We start from the raw sequence: 16,664 nt of genomic DNA, 5'->3' as shown, positions 1-16,664 counted from the left end.
TCTGACCGCTTCTGCCTTCGGCCGCTTCTGCCGGCTTCTGCCTGCGTCCCCGCCGTTCAGCCGATCTCCAGCACGGTGACACGCCAGGCCGCCGTGCCGCGCTCCAGCCGCAGCGCCACCGCGCGGACCCGTGATTCCTCGACCACGACCGCGCTGGCCTCGTAGACGTCATCCGAAACGCGGCAGGCCCGGACGGACCGGACAGACGGGTTGCGGTGCAGCCGGCCGGCCGTGGGCGAGCTGCCGGAGGCCACCCGGCGGGTCAGCGCGGCGCGGTGCTGCAGGGCCGCCAGGCAGCGCGGGTCCAGGCGGCGGGAGAGCTGCTGTGCGGGCCGCGTTCCGGCCAGCACTTCGATGGCCGCCTGCACGGTGCTGCGGGAAATCGCGCAAATCTCGCGTGCCTCGTCAACAACGCGCAGGGGCGGCGGGGCCGCGGCGGCGCGCACGGCCGCCGCCGCCGTGCCGGACACAACCCGGAGGGCGGGGGCGTGCGGGGCTGTGGTCGCCGCGGCTGAGCGGATCCCGGTGACTGCATTCATGACGGTTCCTTTGCTGATGGCTGATGGCTGATGGCTGGCGATGCTGGTGCTGGCTGAACTTCCTGATCCTGAACTTCCTGCTCCTGAAATTCCGTCGGGCCCTGGTTTTCGTCCTGGCTGCGGCCTTGGCTGTGGTTCCGGCCATGGCCGCAGTGCGGCGCGTCCCTAGTTTGGCGGCGGGAGGACGAGGACCTGTCCGGGACGCAGGAAGTGCGGGTTGGCTCCGATGGTGTCGCGGTTGCCCGCATAAAGCCGGGGCCACTCTCTTGCGATGTCGGCGTCGGAAGCTAACGGCCCCAGCGCGGCCGCGGCGATGCTCCACAGCGAATCACCGGACCGGACCGTGACCTCCCTGCGGGCGCCGGGTGTGTCCGGCGAGCGTACCTGGCGCGCGGCCAGGGGGCCGGCATCCACGGCCGGACTCACTGGCTTCCACCGCGGATCTACCGCGGAACCGGCGGCCGGATCGTGCGGCCCCGGCGCCGCGGCCCACCCGGGTGGCGGCGTCCACGATGCCGACACCGCTGCCTGGCCAGGCAGGCCCGGCCCGGGCCCGTCGGAGACAGTCGCCGCGGTGGCCAGCGGCGCGGTCAGCAACTGCAGGCCGACGGCGGCGAGAAGAAGCCGTCGCATGAAGGCCGGGCTGAACCGGCCTGTGACGGCCGCTGCACGGGTCCGGCCGAGACGGTCAAGCAGCGCAGCTGCGGCGGCGATGGCGAGCGTCATCACCCACCAGGTGATGACGATTAGTCCGGCGGTATTTGCCAAGATCCCCAGCTGGTCCTCGAAGGAAAGTGACTGCCGGCGTGCCGAGCCTGACTGCCAGCGCTGGACGAGGAAGCCGCCGGCAGTCGCGAGGAAGATCCCCAGCAGCAGGATGGCAGTGGCCATGGCCGCGTCGGCCCGAACCGTCTGCCTGGGCGCGGGCAAGGGCAGCCTCTGGGTCCGGGTCTGCGGTGCTGCTGTCCGGTCCATGGCTGCTTCCCTCACTCGATCCGAATATTGTTTGATGCTGTTTGATGTCATTTGATGACTTTTAAGGCTGTTGATTGAAGTCTGGGCCTGTAGGAACCGGTTTGTCTAGATGCAGTTCGGTGCCTGTGGATGAATTGGAGCCCGTTGATTCACGGTGCCTGTGGATTGACCGGTGCGGGAGGCGCGCCTACGCTGACGCCATGCGGTGGGACGCCCTGTTTGACGACATGGAGGCGCAGCTGGCGGCGCGCCAGCGGCTGGATTTTGAGGCAGAAGTAGCGGAGCGCGCACTGGTGGACTCTGCGGGCGTGGAGCTCGCGGACCGGCTCCGCGGATCCCTCGGGCTCAGTATCCGCGTGCACGTGTCCTCAGGGGCGGCGTTCGAGGGGGTGCTGAGCCACGCGGGCAGCGAAGCCCTGGTCCTTGATGAGCCCCAACACCAGGTGCTGATTCCCTATGCCGCTGCCGCGCAGTATGTGGGCCTTTCGCGGATGGCGGTCTCCGAACCGTCAGCCGTCCGCCGGCGGCTCGGTTTGGGCAGCGCACTCAGGGGACTCGCCAGGAACCGGGCGCGGGTGGCAATATTTGTCTCTCCCGGCCGGGCAGAGGCCGCGCTCCACGGCGTCATTGACACAGTTGGCCGGGATTTCCTGGATCTGGCCGTGACGCGGGAGGGCGGCGACCGGCTTCCGGCGACCGACCGGCAGGTGGTGGCCATTCCATTTCGCGCCCTGGCGGGCATCAGATCCGTCAGCGCCGCGGGCCGATAGTCAGAACGCCGAGTTCAATTTCCGGCAGACTTCGACCTGGCCTCTTCGATCATGCGACTGGCCTCGGCGTAGCGTTCCTGGATGTATTGCTCAAGCATCTTCTCCTCGACACGCCACTGGCCGCGGCCGCCCACCTGGATTGCCTTGAGCTGGCCGCTGCGAACGAGCGCGTAGGCAGCCGGAGAGTTGATCTGGAGCTGCTCGGCAACGTCAGCGAGAGTCAGGAATCGGGGCATGAGTCCATTTTGCCACCGTTGATGCCTACTGGTGCGGTTATCCACAGTTTGCGGCTGTTTGGCCCTGGATCTTCCGCGCGGGCCGCCCGGGCGCAACAATAGGGGTGCCCGGCATCGAGGGAACGGGCGGCGACGACAGGGGGAGCGGACGCATGAGTGGAAGCGCGGCAGCCGAAGGGGCCCGTTTGAAGAAGCCGTCCTGGAAAGACCCCCGGCTCCTCGTCGGAATCCTGCTGGTCCTGGCATCCGTGGTGGGTGTGGTCTCGCTGGTCGGTGCCGCGGACCAGACCACCGAAGCGTACGCGGCGCGGGAGCCGATCGCCGTCGGCGAGACGCTGACCGTCGACAAGCTGCACCGGGTCAAAGTACGGCTCGGCGAGGTGGAACGGCACTACCTGACCCCGGAGTCAGGTCTGGATGCCGGCCTCGTGGCCGTACAGCGGATCGGCAAGGACCAGCTGCTGCCGCGCGAGAGCACAGGCCGGCTCGACGGGCTTGACCGCAAGCCCGTCGCGGTCACGGTCGAGGAAAATCTTCCCGCGCAGGCCGTGGCGGGCTCCCGCGTGGACGTCTGGGTGGCCCTGCCGGATACCCGCAACGGCTTCAGCGAGCCCACGCTGCTCCTCTCCGGCGCCGAAATTGCCCAGATCACCTCGGGCAGCACTGCCCTGGGGTCCTCCCGGTCGATGGTGGTCATGGTGCTGGTCCCGGACGCCCAGATGCCGAAGCTGCTGGGAGCCCAGGCCAACAAGGCAAAGATCGCGGTCGTGTGGAACCCGGGCGGTACCGCGCGATGAGCATTCCCGTGGTGACGGTGGGGGACTCCCGCGATGACCTGGTGGGCGGCCTGGAGCGTCTGCACGGACCCGTGTCCGTTGTCCGGCGGTGCACCGAACTGGCGGAACTGCTGGCCGCCTGCCAGAGCGGGCTGGCCCGCGCCGCTGTCGTCGCGGCGGGCAGCGAAGAACTGACGGCCTCGCTGGTGGACCGGCTGTCCGCCGTCGGCGTCGTCGTCATCGCCCTCACTGATGATCCGGAGGAAACGGCCCGCCTGCGGACCATTGGCGTGGCGGCGGAAGCCCGCGCTGTTGATGCCGCGGCCCTTGCGGCGCGGATTTCCGCAGCGGTGGCGCAGCTCAGTGGCACCGGACTCCGGCCCGGGCTCGCTGGGACCGACGATGCTTCCGCCGTCGCCGTCACGGCCGCCGGGCAGGTGCCGCGGTCTTCCGGGGCGCACCCAACCGCCGCAGGCACTGCCGCGAAGGGCCGGATCATCGCGGTCTGGGGTCCGGCTGGCGCGCCGGGCCGGACCCTGGTGGCCGCCAACATGGCGGGGGAGCTGGCCGCGGACGGGCAATCGGTGCTGCTGGTCGACGCCGACAGTTACGGTGCCAGCGTGGCCGCCCTCCTGGGTCTGCTCGATGAGGCTGCCGGGCTGGCCCAGGCCTGCCGGCTGGCAGACCAGGGACTGCTCGACGCCGACGCCCTGCTCAGGATCGCCACGACGGTGGCGACCAAGGCCGGGACGTTTCGTGTGCTCACCGGGATCACGCGGGCGGACCGCTGGACGGAACTGCGCCCCGCGGCGCTCACGCTGGTGCTGGAGCGGGCCCGGGAGATCGCAGAAGTCACCGTGGTGGACACCGGATTCTGCCTGGAATCCGATGACGAGCTGGGCTTTGACGGCGGGGCGCCGCGCCGCAACGCCGCGACCTTAAGGAGCCTGGAGCTGGCCGACACGGTCTTTGCCGTCGGGGCGGCCGATTCCATTGGCGTGCCGAGGCTCGTCCGCGGTCTGGCCGAGCTCCAGGCGGCCGTCCCGCAGGCAGCGCCCCAGGTGGTCATGAACAAAGTCAGGTCCTCCGCCGTCGGGCGGTCGCCCGAACGCCAGCTCCGGGCTGCCTGGGAGCGGTACGGCCCCTCGGCGCCGTTGTCGGCGTTCCTGCCGTCCGACCCCGCAGCGAGCGACGCCGCCCTGCTGTCCGGGGCACTTTTGCTTGAATCCGCCCCCGAATCTGAGTTGCGGCGTGCGATCGCCGGATTGGTTTGTGCACCTGCCCAGCGAAACAAGAAATCCTTTGTCTTTTCTTCCACAGCAGAGCGCCGGGCAAAGGGTTAGGGTCAACATAAGGGCCGCAAAGAAGCGGCTGTGAACTTCTTTTATGGAGGCGTTTCGATGTCGTCTGGGTCCAGCGTGGAGGATCAGCCCGTTTCGATCGGTAGTAGCGAAAGCTACCTCGGGGATTACTACGAGCACCTCGCGGAGGAGGATTTCCGGGCCTATCCCCAGGAAGTCCTGACGGCAAGGGCCGATACCCACCGCCAGATCGCGGCGACGCGGAGGCCAGGCATCGCGAACATCGCCGTCCGTGACGAGGCCGATTGCAGTGTCCTCTACATCGTCACCGATGACATGCCCTTCCTCGTGGACTCGGTGAACGCCGAACTGGTCCGCCAGAACGCACCCATCCACCTCGTGCTGCACCCGCTTTTCGTGGTGACCCGCAACCGCGCTACCGGCGACCTGGTCAAGGTGGCACGCGTACCCTCCCACCTGGGCATCTCCAGCGGCGACACGGCGGCCATGCCGAACCTCTCCCACCTGATCGCCGAGGGCGACAACGCCTCGCACATGGAATCCTGGATCGCCGTCGAGATCGACCTCGTGGGCGAGGGCAAGCGCGCCGAGCTGGTCAAGGGCATCACCCGGGTGCTCGGCGACGTCCGCGCCGCCGTCGAAGACTGGCCGAAGATGCGGACGAAGGCCCTTGAGATCTCCGCGGATTTGGACAGGGTGGCCAACCGGGCACAGATTGCCGAGCTGCGGCAGGCCCAGGACCTGCTCCGCTGGCTCGATGACGGGAACTTCACTTTCCTCGGCTACCGCGAATACGACCTCGTGAACGTATCCGGCGAGGATGTGCTGGAACTGCGCGAGGAAAGCGGCCTCGGCCTGCTCCGCGCCGGCGCGGACAGCCGCCAGGTCCAGCACCTCACCGACGCCGGCAGGAGAAAGGCGCGCGAGAAGCGCGCGCTGGTGATCACGAAAGCAAACTCCCGCTCTACCGTGCACCGCTCGGCGTACCTGGACTACATCGGCGTCAAGAGCTTCGACGCCGCCGGCAACGTCAACGGGGAACGCCGCTTCATCGGCCTCTTCGCCACGACCGCCTACGCCGGCTCCGTCCGCGACATCCCCGTGGTCCGGGAAAAAGTTGCCGCTGTCCTCCATGACGCCGGCTTCCCGCCGGACTCGCACTCGGGCAAGGACCTGTTGGGCATCCTCGAGACCTACCCGCGCGATGAGCTGTTCCAGATCGAAATCCCGGACCTCGCCGCCATCGCCACCGGCATCCAGCGTCTGCAGGAACGCCGCAGGACGCGGCTCTTCCTCCGTCCCGACATCTACGGCCGGTTCATGTCCGCCGTCGTCTACCTGCCGCGCGACCGCTACACCACCAACGTCCGCCTGCGCATTGAGCAGGAACTGCGGGAGACCTTCAACGCCGTGTCCATCGACTACGAGGCGCGCATGACAGAGTCCGCTCTGGCCCGCCTCTTCTTCCGGATCCGGCTGCCCAAGGACGCCGACGTCAGCAACGTCAACAGCGACGAGCTGGAGAAGCGCCTGGTCCGGGCCGCCCGCTCCTGGGGCGAAGGCATTTCCGAAGTTCTGCGCGCTCGCGGCGACGGCGGGGGCGCCGGCGTCCGGGAGAACGGCGCCAAGGAACTGGCCGCCGTCTGGGCGGAGGCGTTCCCTGCCGGCTACCGGGTGGACTACGAGATCGAAGACGCGCTGCAGGACATCGACCGCTTCGAAAAGTACGGTGCCGCGGCCGAACGGGCCGGTGAAGGCGTCAAGGAGCAGCCCGGCGTCCACGTTTACCTGCCCGACGGCGCCGGCGCCACGCTGGAAGAGGACGCCCGCGTCAAGCTCTACATGCTGGAGCCGAAGAGCCTGAGCCAGATCCTGCCGTACTTCCACAACCTGGGCCTCGAGGTCCTGGACGAACGCCCGTTCGAGATCGAGACCGCGGATCACCGGGATTTCTTCCTTTACGACCTCGGCCTCAAGTACCCCGCCGGTGTGGATCCCCAAGCCACCGGGCAGCTGCTGGGCGAGTCCTTCGGCGCTGCCGTGACCGGCGCCGTGGAGTCCGACAGCTTCGACCGGCTGGTGCTGCGGGAGGGCATGCACTGGCGCCAGGTGGTCGTACTGCGCGCCTATGCCAAGTACATGCGGCAAATGGGCAACACCAACTCCTTCGGGTTCCTGGCCGACACCCTGCTGGCGAACGCGGATGTCACGCGGGGACTCAGCGCCCTGTTCGCGGCACGCTTTGACCCGGCGCTCAGCGACGCCGACCGCGTGCTCAGGGAAGTCGAGGTCCTCGCCGGACTCGACGCTGCGATCGAGCAGGTCGCGACCCTCGACGCCGACCGGCTGCTGCGCACGTTCAAGAACCTGATCCAAGCCACGCTCCGGACGAACTACTACCAGAACAAGCCCCACCTGAGCTTCAAACTGGATCCGTCCCTCATCGGGGGCCTGCCGTTCCCGCGGCCCATGTTCGAGATCTGGGTCTACTCGCCCCGGGTCGAGGGCGTGCACCTCCGCTTCGGCAAGGTGGCCCGCGGCGGCCYGCGCTGGTCGGACCGGCGCGAGGACTTCCGCACAGAAATCCTGGGCCTGGTGAAGGCGCAGACCGTCAAGAACGCCGTCATCGTCCCGACAGGCGCCAAGGGCGGCTTCTACGCCAAGCAGCTCCCGGACCCCGCGGCCGACCGCAGCGCCTGGATGGCCGAGGGCGTCGAGAGCTACAAGACGTTCATCCGCGGACTCCTGGACATCACGGACAACCTGATCGTGACGGCCGAGGGCGAAACCGTCAGGCCGCCGGCCGACGTCGTGCGCCATGACGACGACGACTCCTACCTGGTGGTCGCGGCCGACAAGGGCACCGCGTCCTTCTCCGACATCGCCAACGGACTGGCCGGCGAATACGGCTTCTGGCTCGGCGACGCCTTCGCGTCCGGCGGCTCCGTCGGCTATGACCACAAGGCCATGGGCATCACGGCCCGCGGCGCCTGGGAATCGGTCAAGCGCCACTTCAGCGAGCTGGACCTCGACACCCAGGCCGAGCCCTTCACCGTGGTGGGCGTCGGCGACATGTCCGGCGACGTGTTCGGCAACGGCATGCTGCTCTCCAAGCACATCCGCCTGCTGGCCGCCTTCGACCACCGGCACATCTTCCTCGACCCCACTCCGGATGAGGCAACGTCCTACGCGGAGCGCCAACGGCTCTTCGAACTGCCCCGGTCCTCGTGGGATGACTACAACAAGGCGCTCATCAGCGAAGGCGGCGGCGTCTTTGCCCGGCAGGCCAAGTCGATCCCCGTGTCCGCACAGGTCCGCGCCGCCCTCGGCCTCCCGGAGGGCACCACGGAGCTGAGCCCGCCGGAGCTCCTGCGCGCCATCCTCCTCGCCCCGGCGGACCTGCTCTACAACGGCGGCATCGGCACCTACGTCAAGGCCAGCACCGAAACGAATGCCGAGGTTGGCGACAAGGCCAACGACTCCATCCGCGTGGACGGCCGCGAACTGCGGGTCAAGGTGGTCGGTGAAGGCGGAAACCTGGGGATGACCCAGCGCGGACGCATTGAGGCCGCGCTGCAGGGCGTCATCCTCAACACGGATGCGATCGACAACTCGGCCGGTGTGGACTGCTCGGACCACGAAGTCAACATCAAGATCTTCGTGGACCGGATGGTCGCGGCGGGCAAGCTTGAGCCCGCCGAGCGTGCGGACTTCCTGGCCTCGATGACCGACGAGGTCGGCCGGCTGGTGCTCGAGGACAACATCGACCAGAACATCCTGCTCCTCAACGACCGGATGCGGGTCTCCGAATGGAGCCCCAGCTACGAACGGCTCATGGACTGGCTGGAAAAGTCGGCGGACCTCAAACGGGACCTCGAGGCGTTGCCCACCACGGCCACGTTGCAGGAGCGCCTGGAACAGGGCCAGGGGCTGACCTCCCCGGAACTTTCGGTCTTGGCCGCCTACGCCAAGATCGAACTTGCCACCGCGCTGCGCGACAGCGACCTCGCCGATGACCCGTGGTTCCGCACGACGCTGCGGGCCTACTTCCCGGAGCAGTTGCGGGAGAGGTTCGACGCCGAACTGGATACCCACCCGCTGCGTCGCGAGATCATCGCGACCGTGGTTGCCAACGACATGATCAACCTCGGCGGCATCACCTTCGCGTTCCGCGCCATTGAGGAAACCTCGGCCACGGAAGCGGCCCTCGCCAAGGCGTTCGTTGCCCTCCGCGAGGTCTACGAGCTGGACATCATGGTCAAGGAACTCAACGAACTGCCGGCGTCGTTCCCGACCGAACACTGGAGCACCGTCCACCTTGACATCCGGCGGCTGCTGGACCGCGCCGTCCGGTGGCTCCTCGGCCAGGGTTCCGCGTCCCGTCCCATCGCCGAGATCGTGGCCGAATTCAAGCCGCTGATGGATCCCATGCGGGCCCGATTGCTCGATTACCTCCGGGGCGACGACCGCGCCCGTGTGGCCGAATGGCTTCAGAAGGCGCGCAGCTGGGACCTTCCGGAAGACCTGGCACACCGCTGGGCGGAACTGTTCGAGAGCTTCGTGCTCCTGGACATCGCCAAGATCGTCCATGTCAGCAAGGAATCCGTGGCCGATATTGCCCACGTCTACTACACGGTCTTCAACCGCTTCCATGCAGATTCCCTCCTCGAACGCATCACCAAGCTGCCGAGGGCGGACCGCTGGCAGGCACTGGCCCGTGCAGCCCTGCGCGATGACCTCTACTCCACGGTCTCGGACATGACGACGGCGGTGCTGGAGAACACTCCGGCCGGGGCTCCGGCCGAAGAGCGGCTGCTGGCCTGGGAGGGCCAGAACGCGGAGCAGCTGGGCCGGGCGAAGTCCATGTTTGATGAGGTCAATGCGCTCGAGGCCGATGACATGGCCTCACTGTCGGTAGCATTGAGGCTCTTGAGGTCAATCGTCCGACGCTAAGGGACTGCCGTCCCTGGTGTCGCAAATGGAGGTGCTGTGGCAATCTTTACGGACCCAATCAGGGAACATGCTGATTTTGGCCCGGGGGACGCCGAATGGCTGCACCTCCTGGTCGGCGACTGGCAGATGGTCGCCGACCTCGCGTTCGCCGATCTCGCCCTGTGGTTTCCGCATCCTGAGTTCGGCTACGTGGCCCTCGCCCACGTCCGCCCCTCCACCACGCACACGGTGTTCCACGCCGACTTCGTGGGGGAGGGGATCAGGTCGGACCTGCAACCGCTGGTCGACAAGGCGTGGGAGAGCCGCGCGATCGAGCGCTCCAACGAGACCAATTGGAGCAGCGATATGGCGCTGCGGGTCGAGGCCGTGCCGATGGTCCGCAACGGCCGCACCCTGGCGATCGTGACCTCCCACATGGACCTCTCCAGTTCACGGATGCCCTCCCGGCTCGAGCTCACCTACCGGCAATGCGCCTACGATCTGCTGCGCATGGGAACCCTGGGGCTGTGGCCGGACTTCGCGTCGCCCACAGGCTCGCGCCGCGGCGCCCCGCGTGTGGGCGACGGCCTGATCAGGCTCGACGCCGAGGGGATCGTGCAGTACGCCAGCCCCAACGGGGTCTCTGCGTTCCGCCGCCTCGGCGACGGCGAGTCCCTCGAGGGCCGGTCCCTCGCCGAGGTGACGGCGGGACTTTTGCGGGACCGGCGCATGGTCGATGAAACCCTGCCGCTCGTCGTCACGGGCCGCATGCCGTGGCGCAGCGAAATCGAGTCGCGCGGTGTGAGTCTTTCGCTGCGTGCCATCYCGCTGCGCGACGAGCAGCAGCGGTTCGGTGCCTTGGTCCTGTGCCGGGACGTCTCGGAGCTGCGCCGCCGGGAGATGGAGCTTGTCACCAAGGACGCCACCATCCGCGAGATCCATCACCGGGTGAAGAACAACCTGCAGACCGTCGCGGCTCTTTTGCGGATGCAGTCGCGGCGCATGGTCAGCGACGAGGCCAAGCAGGGGCTCGAGCAGGCCATGCGGCGGGTGGCGACCATTGCCCTGGTGCATGAGACGCTCTCGCAGGGCCTGACCCAGAGCGTCGATTTTGACGAACTCATCGGCCGCCAGTTCCGCCTCTCGGCCGAGGTCGCCTCGCCCTCACAGCAGGTCAAAACCCAGCGTTCGGGCCTCTTCGGGGAACTGCCGAGCGACTTCGCCACCCCATTGGCCCTCGTCATCAACGAACTGGTCACGAACGCCGTCGAGCACGGGCTGGAGGGACGGACCGGTACTGTCTCGCTGCTCGCCGACCGCTCGGAGACCGAGGACGGGGACGAACTTCTCACCGTGACGGTGGAGGACGACGGCGTCGGACTGCCGGACACGCCGTATGTCGAGGGCCTTGGCCTGCAGATTGTCCGCACACTGGTCATGAGTGAACTCGGCGGCACCATCCACTGGCAGGCCAGGGAGGGCGGGGGAACCGCAGTCCAGATTGTCCTGAGCCTCACGTCGCGCTGACGTTGCACCCGGCGGCTTAAACGGGCAATGGCCGCGGACCTTAGGGTCCGCGGCCATTGCTGCAGGGTCGTTCGGTGGCTGCCGGCGCTGTAGCTGCCGGTGCTTGGGCAGCGGGATCAGGAAGCGCGTCGTGCCCGTGCAGCGCGGCGTTTCAGGGCGCGGCGCTCGTCCTCGCTCATGCCGCCCCACACTCCGGCGTCCTGGCCGGACTCCAAAGCCCATTGCAGGCAGGTATCCACAACGGGGCAGCGGCGGCAAACACTTTTCGCTTCCTCGATCTGCAGGAGGGCAGGGCCCGTGTTTCCAACGGGGAAGAACAGCTCCGGGTCCTTGTCAAGGCAGGCTGCGCGGTTACGCCAATCCATGCTGATCAGTCACTCCATTCGTGGGAACTCGTTAAACGCCTTTGTGAAATTATTCACTAGAGGCTTCATAAGAAAAGGGCCCATTGGGGCCCCCTCGGTCATCTGGATTAAGCGTGTCATGTTAACGCTGTGTAAACAAGGGGTAATAGAGGTCAAGATGCCTCGAGACCGTGAGCGATGCATCACATTCAGTGGCGGCGTCCTCACATCTAGACGACTATGTCCGGTAGTGTGCCAGTGTGTCAAGGCCCCCTGTGAACCCTGAAGACCCCCGTGAAAACCCCGGTGAAAATCCCAGCGAACGCCCCGGTGAAGATCCCGGAGAGAGCCGCCGCGACGAGAATCCCGAAGAGAGCCGCCGCGACGAGAATCCCGGAGAGAGCCGCGGCGACGAGAATCCCGGAGAGAGCCGCGGCGACAGTGACGGCGAGCATCCCGGCGAAAGTTCGCGCCGGCATCCGGACGGAACCCCTGCCGGAGCCGCTGCCGGAGACTCTGTGCGGCCAAGAGGAATTGTTGTCATCGCCGTCGTCGTCGCGCTGGAGGCCTTGGCGCTGCTCGTGGCCGGCGGCTGGTACGGGACCCAACTCCTGACCGGAGCCCCGGTGCTTTCCTTCTGGGGTGCCGTCTTCACGCTGTGCCTGCTGCTGGCGTTCTCCGCATGGCTCTTTGCCGTGGCACGCTTCCTGCTGCGGGGCTTCCGTTGGCCGCGGGCAGGTGCCCTGGTGGCCCAGCTCTTCGTGCTGACCATTGGCTTCCCGACGCTGACCGGAGGCTATCCGCTGGCCGGACTGGCCATGCTGATCCCCGCCGTGACGGCGATCGTGCTCCTGTTCGACAAGCGGGTCATAGCGTTCGCGTCACGGGCAGCAGGGGCCCCGCCCGCCCTGTAACGGGCCGTCCCGCGCGGCGTGCTGCCCGGGGGAGAGCCGGACCTGCCCGGGGGAGACCCGGTCCGGTCCGCCGGCAGGCCGGATCGGAGCCAGCGGGAGGGCAGCCCCCAGCTGAACAGGAGAGCACGGGGCAGCCAGCTGGACCGGCGTAGCTTGGCCGTCGGAAATGACGACGGCGCGTCCCGGCGGAGGACTGTGCTCTGGTTCGATCCGGACCCCGAACGGCTCGCCGTCCAGGAGCCCCCGCGGGCGAATCAGGACCGCCCGTCCCTGGCTGCGCGCGACGGCAGCGAGATCCACCCGTTGCCCAAAGCCCGGGCCGAATCCTGCCGTGAGGATCACCCTCCAGCCCAGACTGTTCAGGGCCGCCAGGGCGCTGTTGGCTTCGTGTGCCAGCAGGTCGGCGTCGTCTGCGAGCGCAATCGCTGTCCGGTCCAGGGTGCCCGCGAGTGCGCTGGCGCGGAGCCGGGACCAGTACTGGCCGGGTTCGGACCCCGGCCGGGGCGCGAGCCAGGTGCACGTCGGGTTCATTCCCGGGAGCGCGGCCAGCAGCGTGCTTTTTCCGGAACCCGGGCCGCCGAGGACCGCGAGGACGCTGCCTGCCGGTAGCCGAATCCCGTGCGGCCGGAGTTCGTCTCCGCCGAGCCCGAGCAGCAGTGCCGCCGCTGGGACGGGGGAGTGCGCGGCGCCAGGCATGGCTGCGGGCAAGCCAGCGGGCGGCGGAATCCGTTGCCCTGGCCCGGGGGTGCCGCAGTGGGCCAGCACCTCGTCCACTCTCACGAACACAGGCAACGCGTCCACCCGGAAGGGCCTCGTCGTGACGGCTCCGCCTATGGGGCACTGCCCGCCCGCGGCCGTCGGTTCGAACAGTTGGGCCGCGTGCCCGGTCGCCAGAGGGGCCGGCACAAAAACACCGAACACGGCCACGCGGCCGGGGACCGGCTCCAACGCCGGAAGCCGGGGCCACGCAAGGCGGCCCTCGTCGGTAGAGCCTGCGGGAAAGAAGATCCGGTTGGGCAGGCCCCCGAAAAACCTGGCGGTCACCAGCTCGCGCTCGCCAGAGACGATGACCGTTATCCCTGCCCGGGGGCCGTCCCGCACAATGTCATGAACGAGTTCTTCGGCCCATGCCTGCGGTCCGGAACGAAAAGCCGAAACCCAGGCGCCCCAGCCACTGAGCACCAGGACCAGCCGGGTCCGCGACCAGGCCGCGGGCGCACTCAGCCGTGACGTGACTTCTTCGGCCACCCGCCTCAGCACCCTGGCGGCCCGGCGCAATTCATGCAGGCCGGCCACCGCGCCGACCCGGGGCGCCGTCGCGGCGGCGTTGAAAACACCGGCGGCGTCGAGAATGTAGAGGTGCGACTCCACACGGCCGGCCAGGAGCTGATCGACAGCGAGGGCCAGGGCGGCGTCGCTGGCGCCGGCTTCAGCGCCGACAAGGCCCAGATGCCCGTGCCCGGCAGGACTCCAGCCCAGCTCCTTGACGCGTTGGAGTTCCGGCAGGTCCACCAGCCCCAGCCGGACCGTGTCCCGGTCGGAGGGCCCGGGACCCGGATCCGGCAGCAGGGCCGGCAGGGGATCTGCCACCGGCCGGCGGGGCGGCCGGCCGCCGAGTTCCTGCCACAGGCCCACGGCGGCGTCGATGAGCGGCGCCGCCCCGTGTGCCGGCGTCAGGGCCGCGCCGCTGTCGTGGGCTTCATCGTTGCAGGAGCCGCCGGTCAGGCGATCGGCTACTGCCGGCGGCCCCGTGAGATGGTCCGTGACCGTGCGCACCGTGACCGCTCCGTCTGACCGCACGGCGGTCCGGGGCGTCAGGGTGGCCGTCTGGAACTCCTCCGGGGCTTGTGCGCCGCGGATCAGGAACGCGCGCCCGGGACGTGCGATGGGGATGGCGGCCGCCTGCCCGGAGCCCATGATGTCGAACGATTCGGGGCCGGACTGGACGCGGAGGGCGATGCGGGTGGTGACGTTGGCCCTGATATCGGCGTTCAGGGCTCCCTGCGGGCGCTGCGTGGCCATGATGAGATGGATTCCCAGTGACCGGCCGATGGCGGCAATCCGCATGAGCTCTGAGAGGGCGCCGGGCACTTCGTCCACGAGGATCCTGAACTCGTCCACGACGATGACCAGATAGGGGACTTGCGGGCCTGCCGCCGGCGACGACTCATAAGCCGCGAGATCCGGGGCATTCACCCGGGCGAGCAGTTCCTCCCTCCGCCGGACCTCTGCCCGCAATGAAACGAGCGTCCGCTCCACCTGCGCAGCGCCCAGATCCGTCAGCATGCCCACGCAGTGCGGGAGCCCGGTCAGCGGGCCCAGGCCCGAGCCGCCCTTGAAATCGATGAAGAGCAGGTTGACCCGGTCCGGCGGATGGCCAGCCGCGAGGCCGGCGGCAAGAGTCCGCAAAAACTCCGACTTCCCGGAACCGGTGGTCCCTGCAACCAGGAAGTGCGGACCGTCCGCCTTCAGGTCGATCTGCAGGGTCCCCTGGCTCCCCGTGCCGACCGCTGTGCCCAGTCCGGACTCGGCGCCGGTCCGGGACCACCGCCGGGAGATGTCCGGCGCCGCGAGGGGAAGGACATCGGCCAGGCTGCAGTGCCGTGGGATGGACGGCGGGGGAGCCTTCGGAGTGCGCCGTGTGGCATTGATGCCTCGGCAAAAGCGGTCAAAGACCACCGCCGGGACCAGATCCGGGACGAAGTCCTGGGGCGGGGCCCCGGCGGTGATGAGGGTGCTGCGCCGGCCGAGGACAATGCCGGGGTGTTCTGCGGGACCCTGCTCCGGCGAGCACTCGATCACGCTCCACCCGTGTGCCGCGGCCAGGGTCCGGAACGCCGGCCCGGCATCAGCGTTGTCCGGCCCGGGCGAGGCCCCTGACTGGCCGGGAGTGTCCCAAAGGATGAGGACTCCGCGGTCGAATCCCTCGCCCGGACCGCCATTCAATCCGCCGGGACCGGCAGCCAACAGGGTCGCGGTGGTGGCGTCATTTGCGGACAACGTGACCCGGGGCAGGAAACGCGCTGACAACGGCACCGTGTCCGCCGGGCCATGCAGCACCAGGCGGGTGCTGCCGCCGAGGGGATAGGCAGCCAGCTGCAGGATGAACGAGCGCACCAGCCCGGCCACGGCCGGCGCCGGGCCGTGGATGGTCACCACCGCCGGCGGCGGGTCCAAGGTCAGGGGCACCTGGCCGAGCGGCGGCGGCCGGAAGCCGGAGTCGGGTGGTTCCAGCCGGATGTTCGCCGCCTGATCCGCCAGCCCGAGCCGCAGGCAGACGTCCGCTGGCTCCCCGTGAGGTGCACAGGCAGCCGGGGGTGCCCCGGCCACGCAACCGATGACCAGGTCCGCCGCGGAAGGAGCCGCACGCCGGCGTCGTTCCCTGTCCTGCAGGGCGGCCTCCGCCACAGCTGCGTTGAGCTCGCGGCGCTGGCGGCGGCCCGACAGGAACGGGACGAGGACGGATACGCCTGAGACTGCGGTGAAGGCCAGGAACATCCACATGCCGGTGAGAAGCGCCAGACCGATGCCGACCAGGAGCGGCAGCACCGCCGTCAACGCCACGGCGGCCCGGTGGCCGGGGGCGGCGTTGCCCCGGACGACCAGCGGCGCGGCAACGCTGGAGCCCGCAAGCGCCGTCACGGAGTCCGCGGCAGCATTGGGCACCACCGGCGGGCCGAGCCGGAGCGAGATGGTGGAGTCGCCGCAGCGGATCGCGGACGCCGTGGTCACCGGGGCCATTCGCACTTTCCGGCCGTCGACGCTGGTTCCGTTCGCACTGCCGAGGTCCACGATCGTGACGTCCGAGTCCGAGACGTCCAGGCGCGCGTGCTCCCGGGAAAGTGCGGCATCCGGGATCACGATCTCGGTACCGCTGCGTCCGATCCGGAGCTGGCCCCGGCGCAGCGCGACAAGCGTGCCCGCGCCGGGACCGCTGTCCACTGCGAGCAGCAAAGTGGCTGTTTCGGGGTGGCCGGGTCCGGGGCGGGATGCTGCGCCCGACGTATTAACGACCCCTGCACCGTCGGCCAACGCACCGTCAACCAATACGGCACCTTGGACCAGGGGAGGCACGCCAACCGTCAGAGCGGTGACCGGGGCTCCCCGGACGGACAGCCCGCCGGTCCCGTAGCGCCGGGCGATGGCGGCCTCCAGGTCCGCGCCCGGGCAGGGCTCCGGGACCTCGACGGACAGCTCAATGAGCTGCCCGTCCGGCGTCGAACCTGCCATGAGGGTGCAAGGTGCGAGAGTGCAGTGGAAGATCATCCGGGGCATCCTTTCCTGCGTGGCGGCCCGGGTTCCACGTTAGGGATGCCTCGGCCCGGCTGC

12 protein-coding genes are annotated in these 16,664 nt (G+C 68.7%); 6 read left to right on the top strand and 6 right to left on the bottom strand.

The window, feature by feature from the left end; translation table 11 throughout:
- Positions 1-56: 56 nt before the first annotated feature.
- Together AC1DR1_RS04520 and AC1DR1_RS04515 are read right to left on the bottom strand one after the other, a co-directional pair.
- Positions 57-539, bottom strand: a complete 483-nt coding sequence (locus AC1DR1_RS04520) for an Rv3235 family protein (protein ID WP_229993166.1) — start codon at positions 537-539, stop codon at positions 57-59.
- 165 nt (positions 540-704) lie between these two features.
- Positions 705-1,514 carry a LysM peptidoglycan-binding domain-containing protein gene (locus tag AC1DR1_RS04515; protein ID WP_229993165.1) on the bottom strand — a complete coding sequence of 270 codons (810 nt, stop codon included), beginning with the start codon at positions 1,512-1,514 and terminating at the stop codon, positions 705-707.
- Between the two features lie 200 nt (positions 1,515-1,714).
- Between AC1DR1_RS04515 and AC1DR1_RS04510 the strand changes: the two genes are divergently transcribed.
- Complete coding sequence (locus AC1DR1_RS04510) at positions 1,715-2,284, top strand: hypothetical protein (protein WP_229993164.1); 570 nt, start codon at positions 1,715-1,717, stop codon at positions 2,282-2,284.
- Positions 2,285-2,298: 14 nt separating this feature from the next.
- On the opposite strand, the gene AC1DR1_RS04505 is transcribed toward AC1DR1_RS04510, so the two are convergent.
- Positions 2,299-2,520: a helix-turn-helix domain-containing protein gene (locus tag AC1DR1_RS04505; RefSeq protein WP_229993163.1), complete on the bottom strand. Its 222-nt coding sequence runs from the start codon at positions 2,518-2,520 to the stop codon at positions 2,299-2,301.
- 152 nt (positions 2,521-2,672) lie between these two features.
- Here AC1DR1_RS04505 and AC1DR1_RS04500 point away from each other — a divergent pair, with 152 nt between their 5' ends.
- From AC1DR1_RS04500 to AC1DR1_RS04485, 4 genes are read left to right on the top strand one after another with little or no spacing between them, the layout of a single operon-like run.
- Positions 2,673-3,317: a CpaB family protein gene (locus tag AC1DR1_RS04500; RefSeq protein WP_229993162.1), complete on the top strand. Its 645-nt coding sequence runs from the start codon at positions 2,673-2,675 to the stop codon at positions 3,315-3,317.
- Positions 3,314-4,639: a CpaE/TadZ family protein gene (locus AC1DR1_RS04495; protein ID WP_229993161.1), complete on the top strand. Its 1,326-nt coding sequence runs from the start codon at positions 3,314-3,316 to the stop codon at positions 4,637-4,639. The genes AC1DR1_RS04500 and AC1DR1_RS04495 overlap by 4 nt, the downstream gene beginning before the upstream one ends.
- 57 nt (positions 4,640-4,696) lie before the next feature.
- The gene (locus AC1DR1_RS04490; RefSeq protein WP_476992230.1) at positions 4,697-9,571 is read left to right on the top strand and encodes an NAD-glutamate dehydrogenase; all 4,875 of its coding nucleotides are present in this window, start codon (positions 4,697-4,699) and stop codon (positions 9,569-9,571) included.
- A 36-nt stretch (positions 9,572-9,607) separates the two neighbouring features.
- Entirely contained in the window at positions 9,608-11,077 is a 1,470-nt protein-coding gene (locus tag AC1DR1_RS04485; protein WP_476992229.1) for a sensor histidine kinase, read from the top strand.
- A gap of 116 nt (positions 11,078-11,193) precedes the next feature.
- Here AC1DR1_RS04485 and AC1DR1_RS04480 read toward each other — a convergent pair whose 3' ends face one another.
- Together AC1DR1_RS04480 and AC1DR1_RS04475 are read right to left on the bottom strand one after the other, a co-directional pair.
- Complete coding sequence (locus tag AC1DR1_RS04480) at positions 11,194-11,442, bottom strand: WhiB family transcriptional regulator (protein WP_003804966.1); 249 nt, start codon at positions 11,440-11,442, stop codon at positions 11,194-11,196.
- 242 nt (positions 11,443-11,684) lie between these two features.
- On the bottom strand, positions 11,685-11,876 hold the full coding sequence (locus AC1DR1_RS04475; RefSeq protein ID WP_364745857.1) for a hypothetical protein: 192 nt from the start codon (positions 11,874-11,876) through the stop codon (positions 11,685-11,687).
- A gap of 63 nt (positions 11,877-11,939) precedes the next feature.
- On the opposite strand from AC1DR1_RS04475, the gene AC1DR1_RS04470 reads away from it, so the two are divergent.
- Positions 11,940-12,335 carry a hypothetical protein gene (locus AC1DR1_RS04470; protein WP_229993157.1) on the top strand — a complete coding sequence of 132 codons (396 nt, stop codon included), beginning with the start codon at positions 11,940-11,942 and terminating at the stop codon, positions 12,333-12,335.
- Here AC1DR1_RS04470 and AC1DR1_RS04465 read toward each other — a convergent pair.
- Complete coding sequence (locus tag AC1DR1_RS04465) at positions 12,303-16,601, bottom strand: FtsK/SpoIIIE domain-containing protein (RefSeq protein ID WP_229993156.1); 4,299 nt, start codon at positions 16,599-16,601, stop codon at positions 12,303-12,305. The two genes, AC1DR1_RS04470 and AC1DR1_RS04465, sit on opposite strands and share 33 nt — an antisense overlap.
- Between the last annotated feature and the right edge of the window lie 63 nt (positions 16,602-16,664).

The sequence above is a fragment of the Arthrobacter sp. P4_F10 genome, from assembly GCF_056401435.1.
The sequence above is the reverse complement of the archived record's forward strand: the minus strand, read 5'-3'. Positions and strand labels throughout refer to the sequence as shown.